This window comes from Aquamicrobium soli (assembly GCF_042646345.1).
Taxonomy (GTDB): Bacteria; Pseudomonadota; Alphaproteobacteria; order Rhizobiales; family Rhizobiaceae; genus Mesorhizobium; species Mesorhizobium soli_A.
The window spans coordinates 195,725-217,803 of record NZ_JBHRTK010000004.1 but is presented as its reverse complement, the minus strand read 5'-3'; the positions used below and the strand labels follow the sequence as shown (position 1 = coordinate 217,803).

General features: G+C 65.1%; 26 protein-coding genes. 15 read left to right on the top strand and 11 right to left on the bottom strand.

Translation table 11 applies throughout. The features are described 5' to 3' along the window. Nucleotides 1-36: 36 nt before the first annotated feature. The 4 genes from ACFOHJ_RS04910 to ACFOHJ_RS04895 are packed head-to-tail and all read left to right on the top strand — an operon-like array spanning nucleotide 37 to nucleotide 4,428. Entirely contained in the window at nucleotides 37-741 is a 705-nt protein-coding gene (locus tag ACFOHJ_RS04910; RefSeq protein WP_378219091.1) for a helix-turn-helix domain-containing protein, read from the top strand. Further along, nucleotides 742-1,227: a (2Fe-2S)-binding protein gene (locus ACFOHJ_RS04905; protein WP_378219089.1), complete on the top strand. Its 486-nt coding sequence runs from the start codon at nucleotides 742-744 to the stop codon at nucleotides 1,225-1,227. Then, complete coding sequence (locus tag ACFOHJ_RS04900) at nucleotides 1,220-2,014, top strand: FAD binding domain-containing protein (protein WP_378219087.1); 795 nt, start codon at nucleotides 1,220-1,222, stop codon at nucleotides 2,012-2,014. The genes ACFOHJ_RS04905 and ACFOHJ_RS04900 overlap by 8 nt, the downstream gene beginning before the upstream one ends. Nucleotides 2,015-2,037: 23 nt before the next feature. After that, entirely contained in the window at nucleotides 2,038-4,428 is a 2,391-nt protein-coding gene (locus tag ACFOHJ_RS04895) for a xanthine dehydrogenase family protein molybdopterin-binding subunit (RefSeq protein WP_378219085.1), read from the top strand. A 56-nt stretch (nucleotides 4,429-4,484) separates the two neighbouring features. Here ACFOHJ_RS04895 and ACFOHJ_RS04890 read toward each other — a convergent pair whose 3' ends face one another. After that, nucleotides 4,485-5,912: an amidase gene (locus ACFOHJ_RS04890; RefSeq protein ID WP_378219083.1), complete on the bottom strand. Its 1,428-nt coding sequence runs from the start codon at nucleotides 5,910-5,912 to the stop codon at nucleotides 4,485-4,487. Next, nucleotides 5,909-6,574 carry a transcriptional regulator BetI gene (betI, locus tag ACFOHJ_RS04885; RefSeq protein ID WP_378219081.1) on the bottom strand — a complete coding sequence of 222 codons (666 nt, stop codon included), beginning with the start codon at nucleotides 6,572-6,574 and terminating at the stop codon, nucleotides 5,909-5,911. The genes ACFOHJ_RS04890 and betI overlap by 4 nt, the downstream gene beginning before the upstream one ends. A 117-nt stretch (nucleotides 6,575-6,691) precedes the next feature. Here betI and choX point away from each other — a divergent pair, with 117 nt between their 5' ends. Then, nucleotides 6,692-7,627, top strand: coding sequence for a choline ABC transporter substrate-binding protein (gene choX, locus ACFOHJ_RS04880; protein ID WP_378219079.1), 936 nt, complete (start codon nucleotides 6,692-6,694; stop codon nucleotides 7,625-7,627). A gap of 1 nt (nucleotide 7,628) precedes the next feature. Next, the gene (locus tag ACFOHJ_RS04875) at nucleotides 7,629-8,648 is read left to right on the top strand and encodes an alcohol dehydrogenase catalytic domain-containing protein (protein WP_378219077.1); all 1,020 of its coding nucleotides are present in this window, start codon (nucleotides 7,629-7,631) and stop codon (nucleotides 8,646-8,648) included. A gap of 9 nt (nucleotides 8,649-8,657) precedes the next feature. Here the strand turns inward: ACFOHJ_RS04875 and ACFOHJ_RS04870 are convergent, their stop codons facing one another. From ACFOHJ_RS04870 to ACFOHJ_RS04840, 7 genes are read right to left on the bottom strand one after another with little or no spacing between them, the layout of a single operon-like run. Then, a complete protein-coding gene (locus ACFOHJ_RS04870) occupies nucleotides 8,658-10,469 on the bottom strand; it encodes an ABC transporter ATP-binding protein (protein ID WP_378219075.1) in 1,812 nt (603 codons plus the stop codon). After that, on the bottom strand, nucleotides 10,466-11,410 hold the full coding sequence (locus ACFOHJ_RS04865) for an acetamidase/formamidase family protein (protein WP_378219073.1): 945 nt from the start codon (nucleotides 11,408-11,410) through the stop codon (nucleotides 10,466-10,468). The genes ACFOHJ_RS04870 and ACFOHJ_RS04865 overlap by 4 nt, the downstream gene beginning before the upstream one ends. Beyond that, entirely contained in the window at nucleotides 11,400-13,040 is a 1,641-nt protein-coding gene (locus tag ACFOHJ_RS04860) for an ABC transporter substrate-binding protein (RefSeq protein ID WP_378219071.1), read from the bottom strand. The genes ACFOHJ_RS04865 and ACFOHJ_RS04860 overlap by 11 nt, the downstream gene beginning before the upstream one ends. Nucleotides 13,041-13,061: 21 nt before the next feature. Continuing rightward, complete coding sequence (locus tag ACFOHJ_RS04855; RefSeq protein ID WP_378219069.1) at nucleotides 13,062-13,982, bottom strand: ABC transporter permease; 921 nt, start codon at nucleotides 13,980-13,982, stop codon at nucleotides 13,062-13,064. Next, a complete protein-coding gene (locus ACFOHJ_RS04850; protein WP_378219067.1) occupies nucleotides 13,979-14,887 on the bottom strand; it encodes an ABC transporter permease in 909 nt (302 codons plus the stop codon). Before ACFOHJ_RS04850 ends, ACFOHJ_RS04855 begins: the two co-directional genes overlap by 4 nt. Further along, the gene (locus tag ACFOHJ_RS04845; RefSeq protein WP_378219066.1) at nucleotides 14,865-15,470 is read right to left on the bottom strand and encodes an ANTAR domain-containing response regulator; all 606 of its coding nucleotides are present in this window, start codon (nucleotides 15,468-15,470) and stop codon (nucleotides 14,865-14,867) included. Before ACFOHJ_RS04845 ends, ACFOHJ_RS04850 begins: the two co-directional genes overlap by 23 nt. Then, nucleotides 15,467-16,570, bottom strand: coding sequence for a transporter substrate-binding protein (locus ACFOHJ_RS04840; RefSeq protein WP_378219064.1), 1,104 nt, complete (start codon nucleotides 16,568-16,570; stop codon nucleotides 15,467-15,469). The genes ACFOHJ_RS04845 and ACFOHJ_RS04840 overlap by 4 nt, the downstream gene beginning before the upstream one ends. A gap of 276 nt (nucleotides 16,571-16,846) precedes the next feature. On the opposite strand from ACFOHJ_RS04840, the gene ACFOHJ_RS04835 reads away from it, so the two are divergent. Together ACFOHJ_RS04835 and ACFOHJ_RS04830 are read left to right on the top strand one after the other, a co-directional pair. Next, nucleotides 16,847-17,647 (top strand): 2-keto-4-pentenoate hydratase, encoded by an 801-nt coding sequence (locus ACFOHJ_RS04835; protein WP_378219208.1) that lies wholly within the window; start codon nucleotides 16,847-16,849, stop codon nucleotides 17,645-17,647. 92 nt (nucleotides 17,648-17,739) lie between these two features. Beyond that, nucleotides 17,740-18,120, top strand: coding sequence for a DUF6180 family protein (locus tag ACFOHJ_RS04830; protein ID WP_378219063.1), 381 nt, complete (start codon nucleotides 17,740-17,742; stop codon nucleotides 18,118-18,120). A 232-nt stretch (nucleotides 18,121-18,352) separates the two neighbouring features. Here the strand turns inward: ACFOHJ_RS04830 and ACFOHJ_RS04825 are convergent, their stop codons facing one another. Both ACFOHJ_RS04825 and ACFOHJ_RS04820 read right to left on the bottom strand, forming a co-directional pair. Further along, on the bottom strand, nucleotides 18,353-18,559 hold the full coding sequence (locus ACFOHJ_RS04825) for a hypothetical protein (RefSeq protein WP_378219061.1): 207 nt from the start codon (nucleotides 18,557-18,559) through the stop codon (nucleotides 18,353-18,355). 5 nt (nucleotides 18,560-18,564) lie between these two features. Next, nucleotides 18,565-19,209: a LysR family transcriptional regulator gene (locus ACFOHJ_RS04820; protein WP_378219059.1), complete on the bottom strand. Its 645-nt coding sequence runs from the start codon at nucleotides 19,207-19,209 to the stop codon at nucleotides 18,565-18,567. A gap of 105 nt (nucleotides 19,210-19,314) precedes the next feature. Between ACFOHJ_RS04820 and ACFOHJ_RS04815 the strand changes: the two genes are divergently transcribed. The 7 genes from ACFOHJ_RS04815 to ACFOHJ_RS04785 all read left to right on the top strand — a co-directional run bounded on the left by ACFOHJ_RS04815 (nucleotide 19,315) and on the right by ACFOHJ_RS04785 (nucleotide 22,066). Then, nucleotides 19,315-19,584, top strand: coding sequence for a LysE family translocator (locus ACFOHJ_RS04815; RefSeq protein WP_378219058.1), 270 nt, complete (start codon nucleotides 19,315-19,317; stop codon nucleotides 19,582-19,584). Between the two features lie 73 nt (nucleotides 19,585-19,657). Beyond that, the gene (locus ACFOHJ_RS04810) at nucleotides 19,658-19,933 is read left to right on the top strand and encodes a hypothetical protein (RefSeq protein ID WP_378219056.1); all 276 of its coding nucleotides are present in this window, start codon (nucleotides 19,658-19,660) and stop codon (nucleotides 19,931-19,933) included. Beyond that, entirely contained in the window at nucleotides 19,930-20,517 is a 588-nt protein-coding gene (locus ACFOHJ_RS04805) for a hypothetical protein (protein ID WP_378219054.1), read from the top strand. Before ACFOHJ_RS04810 ends, ACFOHJ_RS04805 begins: the two co-directional genes overlap by 4 nt. 13 nt (nucleotides 20,518-20,530) lie before the next feature. Beyond that, nucleotides 20,531-20,869 (top strand): hypothetical protein, encoded by a 339-nt coding sequence (locus ACFOHJ_RS04800; RefSeq protein ID WP_378219052.1) that lies wholly within the window; start codon nucleotides 20,531-20,533, stop codon nucleotides 20,867-20,869. A gap of 5 nt (nucleotides 20,870-20,874) precedes the next feature. Continuing rightward, the gene (locus tag ACFOHJ_RS04795; protein ID WP_378219051.1) at nucleotides 20,875-21,132 is read left to right on the top strand and encodes a hypothetical protein; all 258 of its coding nucleotides are present in this window, start codon (nucleotides 20,875-20,877) and stop codon (nucleotides 21,130-21,132) included. A 109-nt stretch (nucleotides 21,133-21,241) separates the two neighbouring features. After that, nucleotides 21,242-21,691 (top strand): universal stress protein, encoded by a 450-nt coding sequence (locus ACFOHJ_RS04790; protein WP_378219049.1) that lies wholly within the window; start codon nucleotides 21,242-21,244, stop codon nucleotides 21,689-21,691. Nucleotides 21,692-21,718: 27 nt separating this feature from the next. Further along, nucleotides 21,719-22,066 (top strand): hypothetical protein, encoded by a 348-nt coding sequence (locus ACFOHJ_RS04785; protein WP_378219047.1) that lies wholly within the window; start codon nucleotides 21,719-21,721, stop codon nucleotides 22,064-22,066. Nucleotides 22,067-22,079 lie beyond the last annotated feature (13 nt).

Sequence of the window (22,079 nt, the reverse complement as noted above, 5' to 3'; positions counted from 1 at the left end):
GTGATGGGCAAGGCAGTTCGAAAGCGTGGCAGACCCATGGGGGCGAAGCGCCGGGCGGGCGCGCTGGCGGCGGGGCAGGAGCAGCCGCCACCCTTGGAGGCTTATGAAGAGCGGGTCTCCCTTGGAGCGCGGCTGAGGCGATTCAGGCAGGATCTGGGATGGACGCTGGAGCAGGCGAGCGGGGTGACCGGTGTCGGGCGCTCGACCTTGTCGAAGATCGAGAACGGCCAGATGTCTCCGACATTCGACCTGCTCCGGCGCCTGACGATGCGCATGCAGATCGACCTGGTCGATCTGTTCGACGCGGACTCCAGCCAGGAGCCGCGCGGGCGGCGCAGCCTGACCCTCAAGGGGCAGGGTAAACGCCTTTCGAGCCCCACCTATGTCCATGAGTTGCTTGCAGCCGATGTTTCCCGAAAGAAGATGCTGCCGTTCAGGAGCCGGATTACAGCGCGCTCCAGAAGCGAGTTCGACGGCTGGGTGCGCCATGACGGCGAGGAGATCATCGTCGTGCTTTCCGGCGCGATCGAGGTTCATACGGAATACTACGAACCGGTCGTGCTCCATGAAGGCGACTCGCTCTACTTCGACAGCACCATGGGCCACTGTGCGATCTCGGTCGGCGAGGAGGACGCCCAGGTTTTCTGGGTCTGTTCGATCGACGTTTTCAAGGATCAGGTCGAGCGTGCCGGGGCCGATCCCGTAGCGGCGCGCGGTTTGCTTGAAGCCGGAGGAAATTGAATGCCAAGCGTCTCGCTTACGGTCAACGGTCAACCGGTGACGGCGGAGGTCGAAAACCGGACATTGCTGGTTCAACTCCTGCGCGACCGGCTGCTTCTCACGGGAACCCATATCGGCTGCGACACCAGCCAATGCGGAGCCTGTGTTGTCCATCTTGACGGCGTGTCCGTCAAAAGCTGCACCATTCTCGCTGTCCAATGCGAAAGCGCTGAGGTTGTGACAATCGAGGGCATAGCCTCGAGCGAGGGACTGCACCCGATGCAAGAGGCTTTCAACCACAAGCACGGGCTGCAATGCGGTTACTGCACGCCCGGCATGATCATGAGCCTGATCGATCTGCTGCGCGTGGAACCGCATCCCGACGAGCACTCGGTGCGGAAATGGCTTGAAGGCAATATCTGCCGTTGCACCGGCTACCAGTCGATCGTCGAAGCGGCACTCGAGTGCGCGCAACAGCCAAACGGCGGAGCGAACGCTCATGTATGACTTCCACTATACGAAACCGGCTGCCCTCGCGGAGGCGCTGCAATCGGCAGAGGAAGCCGACAGTAAGTTTCTTGCGGGCGGCATGACCCTTCTGCCGGCATGCAAACAGCGGCTGGCGCGGCCGTCGACGCTCATCGATCTTGCCGGCATACGCGAACTGGCCGGTATTTCGATGCAGGACGGGATGCTGCGGATCGGCGCGATGACGCGCCATTTCGAGGTTGCAGCAAGCGAAACCGTGCGCATGGCAATTCCTGGTCTCGCTCGACTCGCCGGCCTGATCGGAGACCAGCAGGTCCGTCATCGGGGTACGATCGGCGGGTCGGTTGCCAACAACGATCCTGCCGCCGACTACCCCGCAGGCCTTCTTGGCCTGGGCGCTGTCGTCATCACCGACCGGCGCATCATCAAGGCGGATGATTTCTTCCTCGGTCTGTTCGAGACCGCGCTCGAGGAAGGCGAGATACTGACGGCCGTTTCCTTTCCTGTGCCGGATGAAGCCACCTATATGAAATTTCCAAGTCCTGCTTCGGGCTATGCGCTGATCGGGGTCATGGTGGCGAGAACGGGCACGGATATCAGGGTGGCCGTCACCGGTGGTGGCCATGGCGTATTTCGCGTGGCGGCGGCGGAGGCTGCACTTGCGGACGACTGGTCGCCGCAGGCCGTCTCGACGATCGAGATCGACGCCGACATGCTCAGCGACGACCACGGCGCGCCTGCATCCTACAAGATGGCCCTGATCCGGGCGCTGACCGCCAGGGCCGTGGCGTCGATGGTGCGGTAAGCGGGATCGGCGAGGGGGTACTCATGACTTCGACACGACAAGCAGCGGAATCCGGCCCGGTTGGCATCGGCGCCGCATTACCTCGCCTTGAAGACAGCCGCCTCGTCCAGGGGCGGGGTTCCTACGGGGCGGATTTGAATTTCGCGCGGCAGGCTTGTCTGGCGGTCCTGCGCTCGCCTTACCCGCATGCGCGCATCGGGCATATCGATTGCACCGCTGCCCTCGAATTGCCGGGTGTGCTGGCTGTTTACACCGGACAGGACGTCCTGTCCGACGGCATCGGCTTTTTGCCAGTAAGGGTCCGCCGAAAGGCGCCGAACGGCGAGCCGAATTTCGTACCGCCGTTTGCGGTATTGGCGACCGACACGGTACGGCACGTGGGCGAGGGCGTTGCTGCCGTCATCGCCGAGACGCTCGATATCGCCAAGGATGCCCTCGAGCTTATCGATGTCGGCTATGAGCCGCTGCCTTCGGTTACGGATACGGGTGGTGCCGCGGCACCGGGTTCTCCCCAGATCTGGCCCGAGGCTCCGAACAACATCTGCTTCGTCTACGAGGCGGGAGACCGGGAGGCGGTAGAAGCCTCCTTTGCGGCCGCGGACCACGTGACCACCCTCGCTTTCACGGTCTCACGCGTTGGCGCGACCCCTTTGGAACCCCGCAACGCGATCGGCCTCTACGACGCTGCTTTTGATCGTTACACGCTCTACAGCGCCGACCAGTCGCCGCACGTGCTTCGCAACGAACTGGCCGAACAGATACTCAAGGTACCGGAAGCCAATATCCGCATCGTGACTCCGGACTGTGGCGGGTCGTTCGGAATGAAGTATGGCGCGTTTCCCGAGCAGGTCCTTGTCCTGTGGGCGGCCCGCAAGCTGGGGCGGCCGGTTCGCTGGGTCAGCGACCGCAGCGAGGCTTTCATGTCCGACCACCATGCCCGTGACAACGTTTCCCGGGTCGAACTTGCCCTCGATCGGAACGGCCGTTTCCTCGCGCTTCGCGTGTCGACTACGGCGAACCTCGGGGCTTATCTCGATGTCCATGGCATCCACACGCCGACCAACAATGTCGGCGGGCTGGCCGGGACTTATACGACACCCAACATATACGTCCGCGTACAAGGCGTCTTTTCCAACACCAATCCCACTTCCGCCTATCGAGGGGCCGGCAGACCGGAAGCGTCATACGCGATCGAGCGCGTGATCGACGTCGCTGCGGCCGAGATGGGCATCGACCGCCTGGAATTGCGCCGGCGCAATCTTATCACGCCCGACATGATGCCGTTCAAGACGGGCCTGCTCTACACTTATGACAGCGGGGAGTTCGGCAGGAATATCGATCGTGCACTTGAGTTGAGCGATTGGGATCACTTCGAGACGCGCCGCCGCGAGGCTCTTTCGCGCGGGAAGTTGCGCGGCATCGGCCTTGCCAGCGTTATCGAGATCGCCGGCGGTCCGCTGGCACGCCCCTCCGAGGAGTTTGCCGAAATCCGCTTCGACCAGAGCGGCTACGCGCATGTGTTGACAGGGTCGACGTCGCAGGGGCAGGGCCATGTGACTGCCTTTGCGCAGTTGGTCGGCGAGTTTCTGGGGCTGCCGGCCGCCCGGGTTCGTGTGAGCTTCGGCGATACCGACCAGGTGGCCTTCGGACGTGGAAGCTTCGGGTCGCGGACGGCTGCTGCCGTGGGTGCTTCGCTCAAGGCCGCGTCCGACAAGCTGGTATCACGCGGACGGGAGATCGCCGCGCATCTGCTGGAAGCCGACGTTGCCGATATCGAGTTCGAGGAAGGACTTTTCAGGGTCGTGCGGAGTAACCGCCAGGTCAGCATAGTCGAAGTGGCGCAAACGGCGTTTCGGTCGGACTTGCTGCCGGCGGACTTCGAGCTTGGCTTCTCGGCCAGTGCAACCGTCACGCTGGCTGCGCCGACGTTCCCGAACGGCTGCCACATCTGCGAGGTGGAGATCGACAGCGCGACCGGGCGTCTCGATATAGTCGGTTACTGGGTCGTCGATGATGTGGGGCGCATCGTCAACCCGCTGCTCGTGAAGGGGCAGATGCATGGCGGTATCGTGCAAGGGTTGGGCCAGGCCATCGGGGAGAGCATCCGCTATGACAGCCAGGGTCAGCTCGTCACGGCATCGTTTCAGGATTATTATATGCCGCGCGCCGAGCACATGCCGCGGATGGTGGTCGAAGGCAACCAGGTTCCGGCGACTACGAATGCCTTGGGCATCAAGGGGGCTGGCGAGGCGGGAACGGTAGGGGCGCTGCCTGCTGCTATGAACGCGATCAACCATGCGCTCGCCCCACTCGGCATTCGCCATTTCGAGATGCCCGCGAGCCCCGATCGTCTCTGGGCGGCGATCAACGGCGATCGGCGCCCAGAGGGTCTCGATCGCGACGGCTCGCTATGAGGTTTTATCGCGAGTCGCCCAGGCAGATGCCACGTCCGTCCTGATCGCCGCCACCGCTATAGCGCGGGGCGCCAGTCGGGGCCGAACCAGCCGCCGACGGCGTGCTCGTAGGCCGAGGCCGCCTGGAAGACCGTGAGGTCGTCGAAGGTCGGTCCGACGAGCTGGATTCCCATCGGCACGCCGTTCGCCGCCCGCCCGGACGGAACCGACATGACCGGGCAATTATGCAGCATGTTGAAATGGTGGGTCAGGATCCATCCGTATTCCGGGTCGGCCTTTTGCCCGTCGATCGTGAAATCCGGGTCCGCCATGTCCTGGTCGGCCCGCAAGGCCGGGAGCGAATTGGTCGGGCAGATGAAAAGGTCATGCGTTTCCATCACCGTTGCGAAGTCCTGGTACATGGCGTTCTGCGTCTCCCAGGACCGCGCCACGTCGTCGGGGGAGAGCCGGCTCGCAGCTTGGGCTGCGGCGACCGCATAGTCCGTCATCCGCGCCTCGTTGTCCTTCAGGTACCATAGCGGCTGGCGGCCGAAGTGCATCGCGTTGTACCAGGCGAGTGCGGCCCTGTCGCATTCGGCCGTCCAGCCGAGGTCGACTTCCTCGACGATGCAGCCGAGGGAACGGAAGACCTCGAGCGCCGTAAGCGTCGCCGCTCGGACTTCCCGGTCGATGGGCATGTAGCCGAGGTCCATCGACCATGCGATCCGCATGCCCCGGACGGGCGCGAAGGCATCGGGGATGTGGACCTTGTCGCGCAGCGAACTGTGGTCGCGCGGGTGGCGGCCCGAAACCACGTTCTGCACCAGCGCAGCATCGGCGACGGAGCGGGCGAGCGGTCCGCAATGGTTATAGGGATCGAAATTCGCCGGCGGCCCGTCGGGGTTGCGCCCCTTCGGCGGCTTGTAGCCGACCAAGCCGCAGCAGCTTGCGGGAATCCGGATCGAGCCGCCGATATCGGTGCCGGTCGCCAGCGCCGAGGTCCCGGCTGCCAGCGATGCCGCCGACCCGCCCGAGGAGCCGCCGGGACCGTATTGCGTATTGAACGGATTGAGGGTGCGGCCCCAAAGCTTCGTGTTGCACGACGAGGACAGGCAGAACTCCGGTGTCGTGGTGCGGGCGTGGACGATCGCGCCGGCGCCCTGCAGGCGTTCGATCATCGGATCGGAATGGTCATCGACATTGTCGGCCAGGATGGCCGAGCCGTAGGTGGTGCGCTTGCCGGCGACGCGCTGCGCGTCCTTCACCGCGACCGGCAGCCCTTCCAGCGGGCGCAGGGCCTGCGCGTCACCGCTCATGTAGCGCTGTTCGGCTGCCTTCGCCTCAGCCATCGCTTCGTCGAAATAGGTGTCGGTAAAGGCGTTGATCGCGGGCTCCACCGCCTCGGCGCGCGAAATATAGGCCGACAGCAGTTCGACCGGCGACAGTTTCCGCGCCTTGAACAGGTCGAGGGCTTGCGTCGCGCTGAGGTAACAGAGGTCGGTCATGGGCTGCTTTTCCTTTTTGTCCGGCTCGAATGAAGCTGGCCGGGCTTTTTCTTGAGCGCCGAAACCCTGTCCGTGCCCAGCATCTTTTCTGAATATTCCATCAGCAACGCGGTCGCCTCGGAAGCTTCTAGGCTCTTGTTCTGGCCGCGGCCGAGCCAGAGCCCGTCGACCATGGCCGCGAAGCCGAGCGAAAAATGGTCGAGTTCGGGAGAGCTCAATGTGTCGCCGAGAGCCGACGCCAGGTTCGAACGCAGCCGCCGATAGAACAGGTTCTGGAGCCTGGCATAGCGCTGGTTCTCGGCGGTCGCCGCATAGAACGAAACCCAGGCGTTGGCGATGTTCGGCTCGAAATGCGCTTCCGGGAAAATCCCTTCGACGATGGCGGCAAGGCGCTCCCAGCTTGTCTCGGCCTGCCGCAGGCGCCGGGTTACCTCGTCCATGAGCAGGCGGTTGGCGTAGCGCACCATTTCGAAGAGCACTTCGTCCTTGCTCTTGAAATAATAGGTCAGGATGCCCTGCGACATGCCGGCTTCCTTGCAGATGCGGGTCGTCGTCAGCGCGTTGAACCCCCCAACCAGAAACACGCGATGCGCGGCCTCGATGATCTCGATGCGGCGGATGTCTTCGATCCGGGTTCGCCTGGGGGGTGGGGAAGTCGCCATGGCCCTGTATACGTGAATAATAATTTGAACGCTCTAACAATTTTTTATATTGACAGCAAAACAGCGGAAGCTAGGTTCCTGCGCCTGACGACGAACCGTGGCAATGGGAGACCACCGATGCGCAGACTGATCGCCGCCCTTCTTCTTTCGACCGTGGTTGGCGCCGCCACCACCGTCCAAGCCGCCGACCCGGAAAGCTGCCGCACGGTTCGCATTTCCGACCTCGGCTGGACCGACATCGCGCTCACCAGCAACACGGCCGCGAAGATCCTGACCGCGCTGGGCTACCAGCCCGAGATGCAGCTGCTCGGCCTGAACGTCACCTATGAGATGCTGAAGAAGGGCGACCTCGACGTCTTCCTCGGCAATTGGCGCCCGATCCAGGACGAGCAGTTCAAGTCCTACTACGACGAAGGTTCCGTGGTCCCGCTGGCGGTCAATCTGGAGGGGGCGAAGTACACGCTTGCGGTGCCGAAATATGTGGCCGATGCCGGCGTGAAGTCGTTCGACGACCTGGCCGCGCACGCCGACCAGTTCGGCAGCAAGATCTATGCGATCGAACCGGGCTCGAACCAGGCGCTCCTCGACATGGTCGCTGCCGACCGGCATGGCCTCGGCAAGTGGGAGATCGTCGAATCGAGCGAGGCGGCGATGCTGGCGCAGGTCGACAAAAGCATCCCCAAGAAGGAATGGGTCGTCTTCCTCGGCTGGGAGCCGCACCCGATGAACATGTCGTTGCAGATGGAATATCTGGCCGGCGGAGACCTCGAGTTCGGCCCCAATTTCGGCGGCGCGACCGTGCGCACCATCGCACGCAAGGATTTTTCAGCGGAGTGCCCCAATGCCGCCCGCCTGTTCTCGAACCTGGTCTTCGACCTGGCCTACGAGAATGTCGGCATGGACATGATCATGAACAAGGGCGAAACCGCCGAGAACGCGGCCGTCGCCATGATGGCCAAGCATCCCGAGAAGGTGGAAAAGTGGCTTGACGGCGTGACGACGTTCGACGGCCAGCCCGGCCTTGCGGCGGTCAAGACGGCGATCGGGGAATAGCATGGATTCTGGCACGATGCGGGCTGCGGTCCTGTCCGGGCACGGGCAGCCGCTGCGGATAATGGATGTGGCGATCCCGGCGCCGGGGCCTGGCCAGTTGCTGATCAGGCTCGAGGCTTCCGGCGTGTGCCACACCGACGTCCACATCTGGCGCGGCAGCGTCGTGCCGGCCGCCGCCCCGTCGCCCTTCGTGCTTGGGCACGAGGGAGTGGGGGTCGTCGCCGCGGTCGGTCCCGGCGTGACGGACTGGTCCGTCGGGGAAAGGGCAGGGGCAGCGTGGCTGCACGATACCTGCGGCTCCTGCGCGGAATGCCGCGACGGAGAGGAATCGTTTTGCCAGACGCACCGGGCGCATGGCTTCAATGTTCCTGGAACCTTCGCCGAATATGTGGTGGCGGATGCGCGCTTTGCCGCGCGGCTTCCCGAGGGCGACGCCTCCATGCTGGCGCCGCTCATGTGCGCCGGGCTGACGGCCTATGGCGCGCTGCAAAGGGCGGAATTGGCCAGAGGCGAGACCTGTGCGATCTTCGGCTGCGGCGGCCTCGGCCTTTATGCCGTCGAGCTGGCCGTTCGCGCCGGTGCCAGGGTGATCGCCGTGGACAGCGACGAGGCCAAACTGGCGGTCGCTGCCGCCCGTGGCGCGCACAAAACCGTTCTGGCGACGCCCGGCCTCGCCGGCGGGTGGGATGCGGACGACCGCGCCCACGTCTGCGTCAATTTTGCCCCGACCACGGCCACCTGGGACGTGATGCTGGCGGCCATCTGCCCGCGCGGCCGCATCATCGCGGCAGCCATGGTCTCGCAGCCGGTCGGCCTCGACCAGGAATGGCTCACCGCCAGCGGCGTGCGCATCACCGGAACCAGCGTCGGCACGCGGGCGCAGATGGCGGAGCTGATGGCCATCCATGCAAGGGAACCGCTTGCCGGCGAAATCACCAGGATCTCCCTGGACGATGTCACGGATGCCTTGTCGGCCCTTGACCGGGGCACGGCAAAGGGCCGCTTCTGCGTGATGTTCTGAGCGCCTGCCTCAGACGGCCTCCGCGACGACCAGATGGCCGTCGCCGACATCGGCCAGCCGCAGCCTTTGCGGCTCGTTCCCCAGCGGCCGCGTCACGCTGGGGATCTCGCTCACCAGCCGGGCGAAGTTGCCGCGCCGCCGCGCCGGGTCGGGGATCGGCACGGCCTCGATCAGCCGCCTCGTATAGGGATGGCGCGGGTCGCCGAAGACCTGCGCGCGCGTTCCCATCTCGACGATCTGGCCGAGATACATGACGGCGACGCGGTCGGAGATGTTTTCCACCACCGCCATGTCGTGCGAGATGAACAGGTAGGCGATGCCGAATTCCTGCTGCAACTCCTTCAGCAGTTCCAGCACCCTTGCCTGCACCGAAACGTCGAGCGCCGACACGCTTTCGTCGGCGATGATGAGCTTCGGCCGCAGCGCCAGAGCGCGGGCGATGCAGACGCGCTGGCGCTGGCCGCCGGAGAATTCGTGCGGGTAAAGCTCCATCTGGTCGGCCCGCAGCCCGACCCGCTCGAACAGGGCCGCGACCCGCTCGCGCCGCTCGGCGGCCGAGCCGATGCCGTGGATCAGCATCGGTTCGGCGACGAGGTCGCCGACGCGCATGCGCGGATCGAGCGAGGCGTAAGGGTCCTGGAAGATCATCTGCACGTCGCGCTTGACCGCCTTCAGCGCCTCGCGCGACAGGCCGGCGAAATCGCGGCCGTTGACGGCGATCGAGCCGGTGAACGGCACCAGCCCGGCGATCGCCTTGGCGGTGGTCGACTTGCCGCAGCCGGATTCGCCGACCAGCGCCAGCGTTTCGTTCGGGCGGATGTCGAAGCTCACCCCCTCGACGGCATGGACGCGGTGCGTGACCCGGCCGAGGAAACCCCCATGCCGGTCGAAGCGAACGGTGAGGTCGCGAACGCTCGCCACGGCGTCGGGCGCGGCAGGCGCGGGCGCCTCGGCCTCGCCGCGCGCGGCTCCCGTGCCCATACGCGGCACGGCCGCCAGCAATTCGCGCGTATAGGCCTGCGTCGGCGCCTCGAAGATGTCGCCCACCTTGCCCTGCTCGACCATGCGGCCGTTGCGCATGACGATGACGCGGTCGGCCATCTCGGCGACCACGCCCATGTCGTGGGTGATCAGGATGATGCTGGTGCCGTGCCGGCGTTGCAGGTCGCGCAGCAGCTCCAGCACCTCGCCCTGTACGGTGACGTCGAGAGCGGTGGTCGGCTCGTCGGCGATCAAAACGTCGGGTTGCAGCGCCAACGCCATGGCGATCATGACGCGCTGGCGCATGCCGCCGGAAAGTTCGTGCGGATATTGCCCGAGCCGGCTTTCGGCCTCGGGGATGCGCACCGCCTTCAGCGCCTCGACGGCGTGTTGCCGGGCTTCGCGGCGCGAAAGGTCGGTGTGGGTTTCGATCGCCTCGATCAACTGCCGCCCGATCGACAGCACCGGGTTGAGCGAGGTCATCGGCTCCTGGAAGATCATGGCGATGCGGTTGCCGCGGATCGCCTGCATGGCCCGCTCGTCGAGGCCGGCAAGGTCCTTGCCGGCAAAGCCGATGGCGCCGGAAGCGATGCGGGCGGCCGGCTTCGGCAGGAGCCGCATGACGGCAAGCGAGGTCATCGACTTGCCGGAGCCCGATTCACCGGCGATGCATAGCGTTTCGCCGCGCGCGAGCGTGAAGGAGAGGTCGGAGACGACCTCCCGCTCTCCTTCCTCGCCGCGCACGGTAATCGTCAGGCCGGAAACGTCGAGCACCGGCGCGGCCGTGGCGGAGGCCACGGCCGATGGCCCGGCGGCGTTTGCGGCAGCGCCCGGGTTCATTCGAACACGCAGCGCGGGAAGTAGAACGACACCACCCAGTTCGGCATGTCGACGATCTCGCTGATCCTGAGATCGCCGCACACCGACACCAGCATATAGGCGTCGACCGGATCGAGGTTGTAGCGGCCGGCGAGCAGGTCGACCATCTGGGCGACGGCGCTCTTGGCCCCCTCCATCAGGTCGGGGCCGACGCCCGTCGTCACCTCGTAGCCCTTGGCGTCGAGATGGCGCGTTACCGGGCCGGGCGTGGTGAAGCGCGGCGTCTTCAGGTTGGCGCCCTTCACCAGGTCGAGCGTCAGCACCACGTCCATCGGGCTTTCGATGGCCGTGCCGCAGACCTCGCCGTCGCCCTGCGCGGCGTGGGTGTCGCCGACCGAGAACAGCGCGCCCGCCACCTCCACCGGCAGGTAGAGCGTGGTGCCGGCCGCGAGGTCGCGGATGTCGAGGTTGCCGCCGACGCGCCGCGGCGGCACCACCGAATGCAGGCCCTTTTCAGCCGGCGCATTGCCGATGGTGCCGGCGAACGGCTTCAGCGGCACCCGACCCTGTTTGCCGAACAGGGCCGGCTCGAGCGACGACGGATCGTATTTCCAGATCGTCAGCGCCGGCTCGTTGAAGTCGTCGGCGAGCAACCCGAAGCCCGGAATGTTGGCCGTCCAGCCGAAGCCGGAGGGCTTGAACTGCTCGATCGTCACTTTCAGCGCATCGCCGGGTTCGGCGCTGTCGACGAAGATCGGCCCGGTGACTGGGTTGATCTTGCCGAAGTCGAGTTTGGCGATGTCCTGGACCGTGCTGTCGGGCGACAACTGACCGCCCGAGGAGTCGAGGCATTCGAAGTGGATGGTCGAGCCGGGCGCCACCTTCTCGGCCGGGACGAAGGAATTGTCCCAGCCGAAATGGTGATGGCGCCCGTGGATGGTGTAATTGCAGTTATTGCACATCGTTCACATACACATGGTCGTAGTTGATCGGGATATGGACCGGGTCGACATAGAGGTTGTCGGCACCGCCCATGCGCGCGGACTTCATCGTGAAGCGCTGTTCGTTGAACACCGGCGCCCAGGGCGCGTCCTCCATGATCTTGACGTAGATGTCGCTCCACATCTTGTTGCGCTCCTCGGCCTTGGCGGGATCGACGATGGAGTCGGCCTCGGCAGCCTTCTTGTCGAGGTCCTCGTTGCAGTACCAGGACCAGTTCCAGCCGCCGGGCACCGCGCCGCCGCAGCCCAGGATCGGGCCGTAGAAGTTCGACGGGTCGGGGAAGTCGGCGATCCACGCCATGCCGCCCGACCAGATCATCGGCGCGCCTTCCTTCTCGCCGCCGGCGGCGATCACGTTGGCCTGCGCCAGCGCCTGGATGTTGGCCTTGATGCCGATGGCGGCCAGGTCCTGCTGGATGCCCTGCGCGATGCGCGGGTTGGGATCGGTGTTCATGACGTAGAGGTCGGTGGTGAAGCCGTCGCCCTGCCCGGCTTCGGCCAGCAGTTCCTTGGCCTTGGCCGGGTCATGGGGATAGCCCTTGTAGTCCTTGGCGTAGCCCGGCATCGACGGCGGCAGCGGCTGGTTGGCCGGCACCGCGCGGTTGTTGATCAGCTGGACGATGCGCTCCTTGTTGATGGCCATGTTGACCGCCTGGCGCACCTTGACGTTGTCGAAGGGCGGGACGTTGACGTTCATGGTGACGTAGCCGGTGTGAAGCTGGCCGCCTTCGACCACGCGCGCCTTCTGGGCCGGGTCGTTCATGACTTCCTGGAACTTGGCCGGCGGGATGCCGTCGCCGGGCACGTCGATCTCGCCCTTCTGCAGGCGAAGCAGCGCCACGATCGGCTCCTGGCCGATCTCGAAGGTGATCTTGTCGAGATAGGGCAGGCCCTTGTGCCAGTAGTCGGGGTTTTTCTCGAAGACGACGCGCTGTCCGAGCGTCCATTCGCCGAGCTTGAAGGCGCCCGTGCCGACCGGGTGCTTGCCGAAATCGGCGCCGTACTTCTCCACTTCTTCCTTCGGCACGACATGGCTGAAGTTGATCGCCATGACGTGAAGGAAGGTGGCGTCCGGCCGCGTCAGCTCGAACTTGATGGTCGAGGGATCGACGACCGTGATGCCCGACAGGCCATCGGCCTTGCCTGCGGCAGCTTCCTCATAGCCCTTGATGGAGGCGAAGAAGCCCTGGCCGGGGCTCTGCGTTACCGGGTTGACCACGCGGTCGATGGAATATTTCACGTCCTCGGCGGTCATCTCGCGGCCATTGTGGAATTTCACGCCGGGCCGCAGCTTGAAGGTGAAGGTCTTGCCGTCGGGCGAGATCTCGTAGCTTTCGGCAAGGTCTGGCACCAGTTCCGTGGTGCCGGGCTTGTAGTCCATCAGGCCGTCGAACAGGCTCTTGATCATCGACCAGTTCTGCCAGTCGTAACCGATCGCCGGGTCGAGGGTTGCGACGTCGTCCTTGTAGGTGATGACGATATCGCCGCCGGGCTTGGCGTTGGGGTCCAACTCCTGTGCCGAGGCCGAGGCGGCGGACAGGCCCAATGCCAGCGCCGCGGCGGCGACCGTGGAAACAAGATACTTCTTCATGTCGGTTCCCTTTCCTTGTTGTTATCTGAGCTTGATGCGCGGATCGATGAATGGGGCAACGATGTCGGCCAGCAAATTGCCGAGCACGATGGCGAAGGCGGAAACCAGCGTGACGCCCATGATGATGGGGATGTCGACGCGCTGGATGGCCTGCCAGACCAGCTGGCCGATGCCCGGCCAGCCGAAGAGGCTTTCCACCACCACGATGCCGCCCATCAGGATGCCTATGTCGATGCCGACCATGGCGACGATCGGCAGGATGGCGTTGGGCAGCGCGTGGCGGATGAGGATGGTCAGCCGGTCCAGGCCCTTGGCGCGGGCGGTGCGGATATAGTCCTGGTAGAGCACGTCGATCATCGAGGATCGCATCATGCGCGCGTACCAGCCTGCGCCCATGATGCCGACTGTCAACGAAGGCAGGACGAGATGCGAGAACGTGCCGTAACCGCCGATGGGAAACCACGAGAGCCGTACCGCGAAGACGTAAAGCAGGAGCAGCCCGACCACGAATTGCGGCGCCGACACGCCGATGAAGGAGGCGACCATCAGCGAGTCGTCGGTGCGCGAGCCGCGCCGCACGGCGGCCACCAGCCCCATGGTGAGGCCGATCAGCAGTTCGCAGACGATCGCGCCTATCATCAACAGCAGCGTTGCCGGCAGCCGGGCGACGATGAGCTGCGACACCTCGGAGCGCTGGATGTAGGAGCGGCCGAGATCGCCCTGCACAAGGTTCCACAAATAGCGCCCGTACTGGACGAGGAAGGGCTGGTCGAGCCCGAGCTGGCGGCGGATGCTCTCCACCGTCGCCGGCGTGGCGCTGCGCCCGGCGATCTGGCGCACCGGGTCCGCCGGCAGCAGGTACAGCAGGGCGAAGGTGATGGCGGAGATGCCGATCAGGATCAGGATCGACTGGATGATGCGGCGTGCGAGATAGGCGATCATGAACGCCCCCGCTGGGTTGGATCGAGAATGTCGCGCAGCGCGTCGCCTACCAGGTTGAAGGCCAGCGCCAGCGCCAGGATGGCGACGCCGGGGAAGAACACCAGCCAGGGTGCTGCCTGGAAATAGGTCTGGTTCTCGAAGATGATGTTGCCCCAGGACGGCGTCGGCGGCTGCACGCCGATGCCGAGATAGGAAAGCGTCGCCTCGAGCAGCACCGTGGTGGAAATGCCGAGCGTTCCCCAGACGATGATGGTGGGGATGAGATGCGGCAGGATGTGCCGCAGGAGGATGCGGGCGCTGCTCGCCCCCAGGGTCTTTTCGGCGGCTATGAATTCACGCTCGGTCAGCGAACTGGTCTGCGTGAACATCACGCGCGCCGTCTGCACCCAGTTCACCAGTGCGATCACCATGGCTACGATCCACAGGCTGGGCTGGAAAACGGCGGCCAGGCAGATGGCGAGCAACAGCGCGGGGAACGCCATCATCAGGTCGGTGAAGCGCATCAGCGCGCTGCCGATCCAGCCGCGGAAATAGCCGGCGGTGACGCCGACCAGCGTGCCGATCAACAGCGCGGTGCCGTTGGCGATGATGCCGATGAACAGCGATGTGCGCGCGCCGTAGAGGATGCGGGTCAGGAGGTCGCGGCCGAGCAGGTCGGTGCCGAGCCAGAAGGTGGTGTTGGGCGGCAGCGGCTCGCCCGACAGGGTCAGCCCGTCGAACATCTGCTCGTCCGGCCCGAAGGCGGTCAGCCACGGCGCGAAGGCCGCCCCGAGCAGGGTGACGGCGATGATGACCAGGCCGATCAGCGCCAGCGGCCGCCTGACCAGCCGGCGCCAGATGCCGGGGCGGGGCCGGGCCGGCGAAGCGCTCGCCGCCGGGAAATCAGGCGTGACGGGATTGGCCATCGCCTTCTTCCTCCCTTGTCATCGCCATGACGCGCCTTGCGGCTTCCTCCAGGCTGACCTGCCAGCCCATGGCCAGCGACCGCAACTGCGCATAGGCGCGCTCGTCGTCGAAGCCCTGCGCCGAAAGGGCGCCGACGGCGCGCACGATGGTCTGCCGCTCGGCGACGCGGGCTTCGAGCGCCGCGATTTCTCCGGCTAGGCGCTGCCTCGCCTCGAACGACTGGCGGGCGATGAGCAGGGCGCTGTAGACGCCGGAATTGCCGATGGGCTTGACGAGCTGGGCGTCGGCCTTGTGCGAGAGCGCCCATTCGATGCGGCCGGGCGCCTCGGAGCCGATCAGCGCGATCAGCGGCATGGGTGCTGCGCCGGGCGTCCAGGGGAACTGCTCGTCGAAGCCCATGTCGACGTCGAAGAAGACGAAATCGCCCGCCAGCACGTCGGCCGGCAGGTCGGGCCAGCAGTCGTGCACCTCGAGGCCGATCGCCGCCAGCTGGCGGCTGATCGCTTGCACGGTCGGGTGCTGGCGATGCAGCACGAAGGCCTTGGCGCCGCCGAGATTGGGGATGTGCGAAAGCCGGCTCACGAAATCACCCTCAGGCCCGGCCGGCCGAACGTGGCGTTGCGGTCGTAGTGGGACAGGTAGGGATCGGGCGCGACCGACCTCAGGTGGCTGACCGTCGCGAAGGCCGTGCCCTCGATCCGCCCGATGCGAACCGGCAGCGTCGCGTGCTGGGTCTGCGGGTCGATGGTGATGTCGCCCAGCGGCGAGCGGAAGGACCTGCCGGCGAACATTTCGGGCAGGTCGGTCCACTGCGCCCCCGGCTTCACGGCGAGGATTTCGGCCAGCGCCAGCACGCTGGCATGGGCCGCCGCCTCGAACGACGAGGCCGGCATGGCGCCGCCTTGTGCCGGATCATGGAAATATGGCCCGGCCGAGAGGTGGCCGTCGCCGATGCCGGCGATGGCCGCAAGTTCGCATTCCGTGAGGTTGCAGGAAAGGATCGGGCAGCTTTCCGGCCTGAAATGCGGGTCGCGTCGGCCGAGTTCGGAATAGGCGCGGAAGAAGGCGTAGGAGGACGTGCCGATGAGATTGTTAAGGATGAAATCCGGCCGCGTCGCCTCGATCTCGGCGACGAGCCGCGAAACCTCCGTCTCGCCGAGCGGCAGGTAGCGCTCGCCCAGCACCTTGCCGCCGGCATCGGCGATGAGGTCGCGCGCGACTCGATTGGTCTCCCAGCCCCAGATATAGTTCGAGCCGAGCAGGAAGCCGTTGGCGCCGAAGCGCGGCACGACATAGGCCATCATCGGCACGATCTGCTGGTTGGGGCAGGCGTGCATGTAGACGACATGATCGTTGGCCTCGAACCCCTCATAGGGGCAGGCATACCAGAGCGTGCCGCCGGCCCGCTCGAGGGTCGGGATTACCTCCTTGCGGCTCCAGGAGGTGACGCAGCCGATGACATGTCGCGCCGAGCTATTGTCGAGGATGTCGGCGCAGCCTGCCGCATAGCGCTCGATGTTGGCGCCGGGGTCACGCTCAACGGGAACAAACTCGATCGGCAGCGCCGGATTGGCGTTGACGGCCGCGATGGCGTTCATGGCGCCGGCGCGACAGGCTTCGGAGACGAGCTGGTAGTTGCCCGACCGCGAATAAAGAACGCCGATCTCGACCCGACGCTTCAAGCAAACCCCCAAAACAACAATGCCCCGCCGCCAGCACCGGTGAGGCGTGGCGTGCGAGGCAATCATGCCGTCCGGCAATCAGGCCGGTATCTCTGCGGCCGAGCCTATCGATGGCGTATCTCCAGTCAAGCCCAAAATGGCAGAAGCACACCAAAAGGCGCGGCACTTCCATGGCGCGCGTCTCCTTACTGCTGGCCTCATTCTCCCCTCCCTGGATTGACGCTCCGCTGCGCCGCGCGCAAAGGTGCCGATCGCTCCGATCCCGTGAGGTGTAAAATGCTCAGTGACGCCCAACTGCACGCTGCTTCCGACCTGCTGTACGAGAAGTGGCTGGCGGGGGAGCGGCTCAACATGTTGCCGGTCGGCAGGAGGCCCGCGACCCGCGCGGAAGGCTATGCGATCCAGGCGCTCCTGGAAAAGACGAGCGAATGGCCCCTGTTCGGATGGAAGATCGCCGCCACCAGCAAGGCCGGCCAGCACCACATCGGGGTCGACGGGCCGATGGCGGGGCGGATTTTTCGGGAGCGCACCGTGACGCCCGGTTCTGAGGTGTCGCTGAAGTCCAATTTGATGAAGGTCGCGGAAATCGAGTTCGCGTTCCGGATGGGCGCGGATTTGCGGCCGCGTAGTGTGCCGTATGAGGTCTCCGAGGTCCTTGCCGCCGTCCGCTCGCTGCATCCCGCCATCGAGATTCCCGACTCCCGCTACAACGATTTCGTGACGGCGGGCGAGGCGCAGCTGATCGCCGACAACGCATGCGCCCATCTGTTCATGCTTGGCGAGGCGGCCTCGGCAAACTGGCGGGAGATCGATCTCTCGGCTTTTCCGGTGCAGGCCGTGCGAACGAGGAACGGCGTTGAAGAACATCGGGCCGGGGTCGGCTCGAACGTGCTCGGCGACCCGCGGGTGGCGCTGACCTGGATCGCCAACGAACTTTCCGGAATGGGCGTGACGTTGAAGGCCGGCGAGGTGGTGACGACGGGCACGTGCATGGTTCCGATCGAAGTCCTGCCGGGCGACCGCGTGACGGCCGACTGTGGCGCGTTTGGAACGATCAGCGCCCGGTTCACCGCTTGAGCCTGATAGATACGCGCGCCACAGGATTGCGTCTTTTACCGGCACCCTTTGCCCGCTAAGAAGCAATGGGGGGGCGCTCGGAGATTCTATCTATGCGCCTATTGATCGCCTCGACCCTGGTTGCCTTCGGCTTCGCTCCGTCGCTCGCCCAGGCAGCGTCGGACCAGTTCAACGTTGCCTATAATGTCGAGCGCGTCGACGCCTCCAGGCTCAGTCTGGACAAATGCGCCGAGATTGCCCAACGCGAAGCCGGCAGCAACGGCTATGTGCATTCCGTGGATCGGACGCTCGGAAAGCTCGCCGTCGTCTCCGGCGGGCTGGCGCAGGGCGGTGCGTCCCTGCTGGTTTATTGCATCGCGGTCGGCGATCATACCGCCTATGTGGTGCAGGGCATCGACTACCAGCCGGAAAAGGGGAATGCGGGCGCCTTGGCCGATCGCATCCATGAAGCCCTGGTCGAAGCCAGCAAATAGGCGGTGACGGGGCAGGCGGAGGGCCCTGTCGTGCGCAGGATCGGCTGCTCGTTCAATCGACAGAGAAAGCCCGCTCCGTTTCCGGAGCGGGCGCTGCCTGAGGCGGAACTCACAAACTCATCCGCGAAAGCAATATCGCCGCGGATGGTAAACGAAGGCTGAAAGACGGACGGATGCCGCGGCGACAATGAGAACGTCAAAGCGTGTGCCGAGGCTCCGGCCTGCGCGAAGCCTAACTGCCCTGCGGCCTGTTGGCGGTGATCCAGCCGATGACCGAGCGCGTCAGCAGCGCATTTTCTTCCGACAGGTCGGGCCTGACATGGGCGACGAATTCCACATCCGGCAGCGCAGGCAGTCGCTCGTTGGCCTCCGCCGATTGCAGGCCGGGCGGGATCGAACTGGAATTCAGCGGCGTGACCGCGAGCCCGGCGGCGGCCATGGCCGTCAGGCTGCCGAGGCTGGGGCTGACGCTGGCAATCCGCCCTGTGCAGCTCTGCGAGGCGAGCGCGGCGAGGGCGGCGTCCCGGTAGGGGCACGGCTCGGGAAGACAGCGAGCGGAATCGGCGCGTCAGCATCGAGCGGAGCCTTCCCGAACGCCCATCTGAGCGGCTCGTTCCAGAGGTGGATGCCGGACTGGTCGCCCCGGCACCGGCAGCCGATGATCAGGTCGAGCTCGCCCCTGTCCATGACTTCGAGCAAGGTTGTCGGATCGGAAATCTGGATTTCCAGCGTCCGTGCCGAGCGGGAATCCTGGAATTTCTTCAGCGCCGCCGGCAGCCAGGTGCTCGTCAGATTGTCGGAGGCGCCGATGCGCAGGTGAAACGCGCCGCCGCTTCCCTTCATCAGGGTGCGGGCTTCCTCGCTGAGGCGCAGGATCACCTTCGCATAGCCGAGCAGCGCCTGCCCCTGCGGGGTCAGCCCGACCGTGCGGGTGCTGCGCTCGAGAAGGGCGGCGCCCGCCTGTTCCTCAAGCCGACGGATGTGGGCGCTGACGGCCGATTGCGTCAGGTTCAGTTGCTGGCCGGCCTTGGTGAAGCTGGACAGGCTGGCGACCGCCTCGAAGGTTCGCAACAGCACGATGTCGAACATCGATCCACCTCAGATCGTCATCAATAGCATGATGATAAATCGTTTCTCATGATCAATGAAGGCTGCTTCACTCTATCTTGGCGGGAAACGGGAGGTCGGCAGCTATTGTCGCTCGAAACCTGGATTCCGTTCGCCCTCGCGACGCCGGCCTTCGCTTTCATGCTGGGCCCGGCCATCCTGTATATGTCGGCGCAGACCCTGGCCTACGGGCACCGGGCCGGCCTGATGGCCGCGCTCGGCATCCATCTCGGCTGCTACGTCCATATCGCGGCGGCATCCATCGGGCTGGCCGCGCTCCTGCACCATGCGCCCGCGCTCTATTCGCTCGTGCGGATGGCGGGGGCGCTCTACATGCTGTGGCGGGTGGACGGATGATCTTTCCCGCCGGCGTGGAGGGAGAGACCGAGGCACCCGCGCGGCAGCACCGGGCGTCCTGCGCGACAGCATCGTGGTCGAGGCCCTCAATCCGAAGACCGCGCTGTTTTTCCTCACCTTCCTGCCGCAATTCGTCGATCCGCAGGCGGCGATGCCGAACTGGCTTCAGTTCCTGCTGCTTGGCGTCATCGTCAATGGCGCCTTCTCGCTCGGCGATCTCGCCTCGGTCGGCGTCGCCTCCTTCGCTGCGCCGCGCGTGTCTTCCTCCGGCTCCGGTGCCTGGGTTTCGAAGGTCAGCGGCGGCATCCTTGTCGGATTAAGCGCGGCGATCATGGTGCGTTTCGTTTGAACGGAATTCCGGCCACCTACGGTTATCGAATAGAGAGACGGATGAGTATTTTGAGACGATCCTTTGCAGCGGCCTTATCCATTTCGTTCCTATGCGTGCCCGCCGTGGCGGCGGATCATCGATGGAATGTCTATGCCAATGCGCGCTTCGGCTACGAAATCTGCTATCCGGCCGATCTTCTGACCGCCCAGCCCGAAGCCGACAATGGCGATGGCTGCAAGTTCACCGGCACGTCGGGCGCCGAACTGGTGGTCTGGGGCGGGTATAATGTTCTGGAACAGGATGCGGACGCCATCGTCGCGGACCTCCCCGGCGAAAATGCCGTCGTCGGCTATCGACGCGATGCAAAAGACTGGGCTGTCGTCTCCGGCGAACAGAACGGTGCCATTTTCTACGCCAAGGCCCTGCTGGAGCGGAACGCGGCGGGCGGCATCGACACCGTGCGCGCCTTTCGCCTGACCTATCCGGCGGGCGAGGCGAAGACCTATGACGCGGTAGTCGACCGGCTGGCGAAATGTTTCAGGCTGACCGGACGCGGCATCGACGACGGACTGCAACCGCTCCCCTCCGGATCGCCACGCTGACAAGGAGAACACGATGAACCGAATGCTGCTCGTCCTTTCCCTGTTCGCCGTTGGATCGCAGGTCGCAAGCCCGGCCATGGCCGCGGAAAAACTGTTTGCGAAAGCCACCGAGACCGACGACCAGCTCAAGAAACTTTTCGACGAGGCAGGCGATGGCTGCCTGCACAGCCGCAGTCCCGACGTCCGGGTTACCGTCGCCTGTGCATCGATGAGGATCTACGGTTTCGCGCTCAACGAACGGAACTGGTGCTACGGCCATCGCGATGAGGCGAACGCTGTGATGGACTGGCACCGATGCGACGCGAATTCCGAGCGATTTTCGCTCGACAGGCTGGTCGACGTCGGGAGGTAGGGGCGATGCTGAAACCGATCGTCGTTTTCGTCCTCAGCCTTGTCCTGCTTGTGCCGGTCTGCGTCTTCGTCGGATACGGGATTGGGGAAATCATCGCGGCCTATGTCTATCCCGTAACCGGGCCGCCTGACAGGTTCAGGGAAGACCGCGAGCTGTTCGCCGGTGTTTACGGCATCATGTTCATCGGCGGATTTCTGTATCTCGCTTCCGCTGCCTTCGCCGTGTTCCGTCTGGTCAAGGCGATCCGGAAAAGGCGGGCTTGAGAGGCTTCCCGGCGCCGTGCTGCATCGGCACCGCACCGGCGCTTGTCGGTCGGGCTGGCGGTGACTACTTCATGATACAGTGGGAGACAGCGGCAGAAGGAGACCGGCCTTGTACGACCATATTCTCATCCCGACCGACGGTTCGGATTTGGCGCAGCGTGGTGTCGATCAAGGTCTCTCGCTGGCGAAGGCGCTGGGCAGCAAGGTTTCGATCGTCACGGCCACCCAGCCGATCGCGGTGCCACCCGTCGGCATGGTGGAGAGCTGGGCAGGCTCTTCCTGGGATGTCGCAGGCTACGACGACCATCAGAAGAAACTCGCGGACAGCATTCTGTCGCAGGCACAGGAATCCGCTGCAAGGCTGGGGATCGCCGCTGCGGTCGTCTATGTCCCGGACGCCTTGCCGGCGCTCGCGATCATCAGCACGGCGGAGGAGCGCGGGTGCGACCTGATCGTCATGGCTTCCCATGGGCGCCGCGGCGTCAAACGGCTGCTGCTCGGGAGCCAGACGGCGGAGGTTCTGGCGCATAGCCATGTCCCCGTGCTGGTAGTACGCTGACCGGGCGACCGCGGGAGGTGGCCTGCCATGAATCTCAACGACGACAATGAACAACTGATCGAAACACTGTTCCGAAACGGAACCCTGACCGTCGTCGGCATCGTGCTCTCGTTTTCGCTCGGCTTCCTCACCCAGTGGGCGAACAACCCATTGCCATGGAACTTGGTCGACGCTCCCCCGGTCCTGTTGCTGTGCGCCGGGATCGTATGGCAACTGCTGGCGCTGATCGGCCTGCTGTCGCCGGCGTCCCTCAAGAAGAACGTCTTCGAGAAGGCCAATCGACAGTTCGCGACCGGGGTGATCCTGATCTGCGCCGGAGTATTCGTCGCCATCGTAATCGACCTGGCCAAGCTATGGCTCGCGCCAGGAGCGTAGGGCCGTTGGCGGG

Excerpts from the sequence above, each read along its gene's own strand:
- ACFOHJ_RS04795 (WP_378219051.1), top strand. The coding sequence starts at position 20,875 with ATGCTGAAACCGATCGTCGTTTTCGTCCTCAGCCTTGTCCTGCTTGTG.
- ACFOHJ_RS04830 (WP_378219063.1), top strand. The coding sequence starts at position 17,740 with ATGCGCCTATTGATCGCCTCGACCCTGGTTGCCTTCGGCTTCGCTCCG.
- ACFOHJ_RS04875 (WP_378219077.1), top strand. The coding sequence starts at position 7,629 with ATGGATTCTGGCACGATGCGGGCTGCGGTCCTGTCCGGGCACGGGCAG.
- ACFOHJ_RS04820 (WP_378219059.1), bottom strand. The coding sequence starts at position 19,209 with ATGTTCGACATCGTGCTGTTGCGAACCTTCGAGGCGGTCGCCAGCCTG.
- ACFOHJ_RS04900 (WP_378219087.1), top strand. The coding sequence starts at position 1,220 with ATGTATGACTTCCACTATACGAAACCGGCTGCCCTCGCGGAGGCGCTG.
- ACFOHJ_RS04785 (WP_378219047.1), top strand. The coding sequence starts at position 21,719 with ATGAATCTCAACGACGACAATGAACAACTGATCGAAACACTGTTCCGA.
- ACFOHJ_RS04905 (WP_378219089.1), top strand. The coding sequence starts at position 742 with ATGCCAAGCGTCTCGCTTACGGTCAACGGTCAACCGGTGACGGCGGAG.
- ACFOHJ_RS04835 (WP_378219208.1), top strand. The coding sequence starts at position 16,847 with ATGCTCAGTGACGCCCAACTGCACGCTGCTTCCGACCTGCTGTACGAG.
- ACFOHJ_RS04865 (WP_378219073.1), bottom strand. The coding sequence starts at position 11,410 with ATGTGCAATAACTGCAATTACACCATCCACGGGCGCCATCACCATTTC.
- ACFOHJ_RS04850 (WP_378219067.1), bottom strand. The coding sequence starts at position 14,887 with ATGGCCAATCCCGTCACGCCTGATTTCCCGGCGGCGAGCGCTTCGCCG.
- ACFOHJ_RS04855 (WP_378219069.1), bottom strand. The coding sequence starts at position 13,982 with ATGATCGCCTATCTCGCACGCCGCATCATCCAGTCGATCCTGATCCTG.
- ACFOHJ_RS04870 (WP_378219075.1), bottom strand. The coding sequence starts at position 10,469 with ATGAACCCGGGCGCTGCCGCAAACGCCGCCGGGCCATCGGCCGTGGCC.
- ACFOHJ_RS04825 (WP_378219061.1), bottom strand. The coding sequence starts at position 18,559 with ATGGCCGCCGCCGGGCTCGCGGTCACGCCGCTGAATTCCAGTTCGATC.
- ACFOHJ_RS04890 (WP_378219083.1), bottom strand. The coding sequence starts at position 5,912 with ATGACCGACCTCTGTTACCTCAGCGCGACGCAAGCCCTCGACCTGTTC.
- betI (WP_378219081.1), bottom strand. The coding sequence starts at position 6,574 with ATGGCGACTTCCCCACCCCCCAGGCGAACCCGGATCGAAGACATCCGC.
- ACFOHJ_RS04800 (WP_378219052.1), top strand. The coding sequence starts at position 20,531 with ATGAACCGAATGCTGCTCGTCCTTTCCCTGTTCGCCGTTGGATCGCAG.
- ACFOHJ_RS04860 (WP_378219071.1), bottom strand. The coding sequence starts at position 13,040 with ATGAAGAAGTATCTTGTTTCCACGGTCGCCGCCGCGGCGCTGGCATTG.
- ACFOHJ_RS04895 (WP_378219085.1), top strand. The coding sequence starts at position 2,038 with ATGACTTCGACACGACAAGCAGCGGAATCCGGCCCGGTTGGCATCGGC.
- choX (WP_378219079.1), top strand. The coding sequence starts at position 6,692 with ATGCGCAGACTGATCGCCGCCCTTCTTCTTTCGACCGTGGTTGGCGCC.
- ACFOHJ_RS04910 (WP_378219091.1), top strand. The coding sequence starts at position 37 with ATGGGGGCGAAGCGCCGGGCGGGCGCGCTGGCGGCGGGGCAGGAGCAG.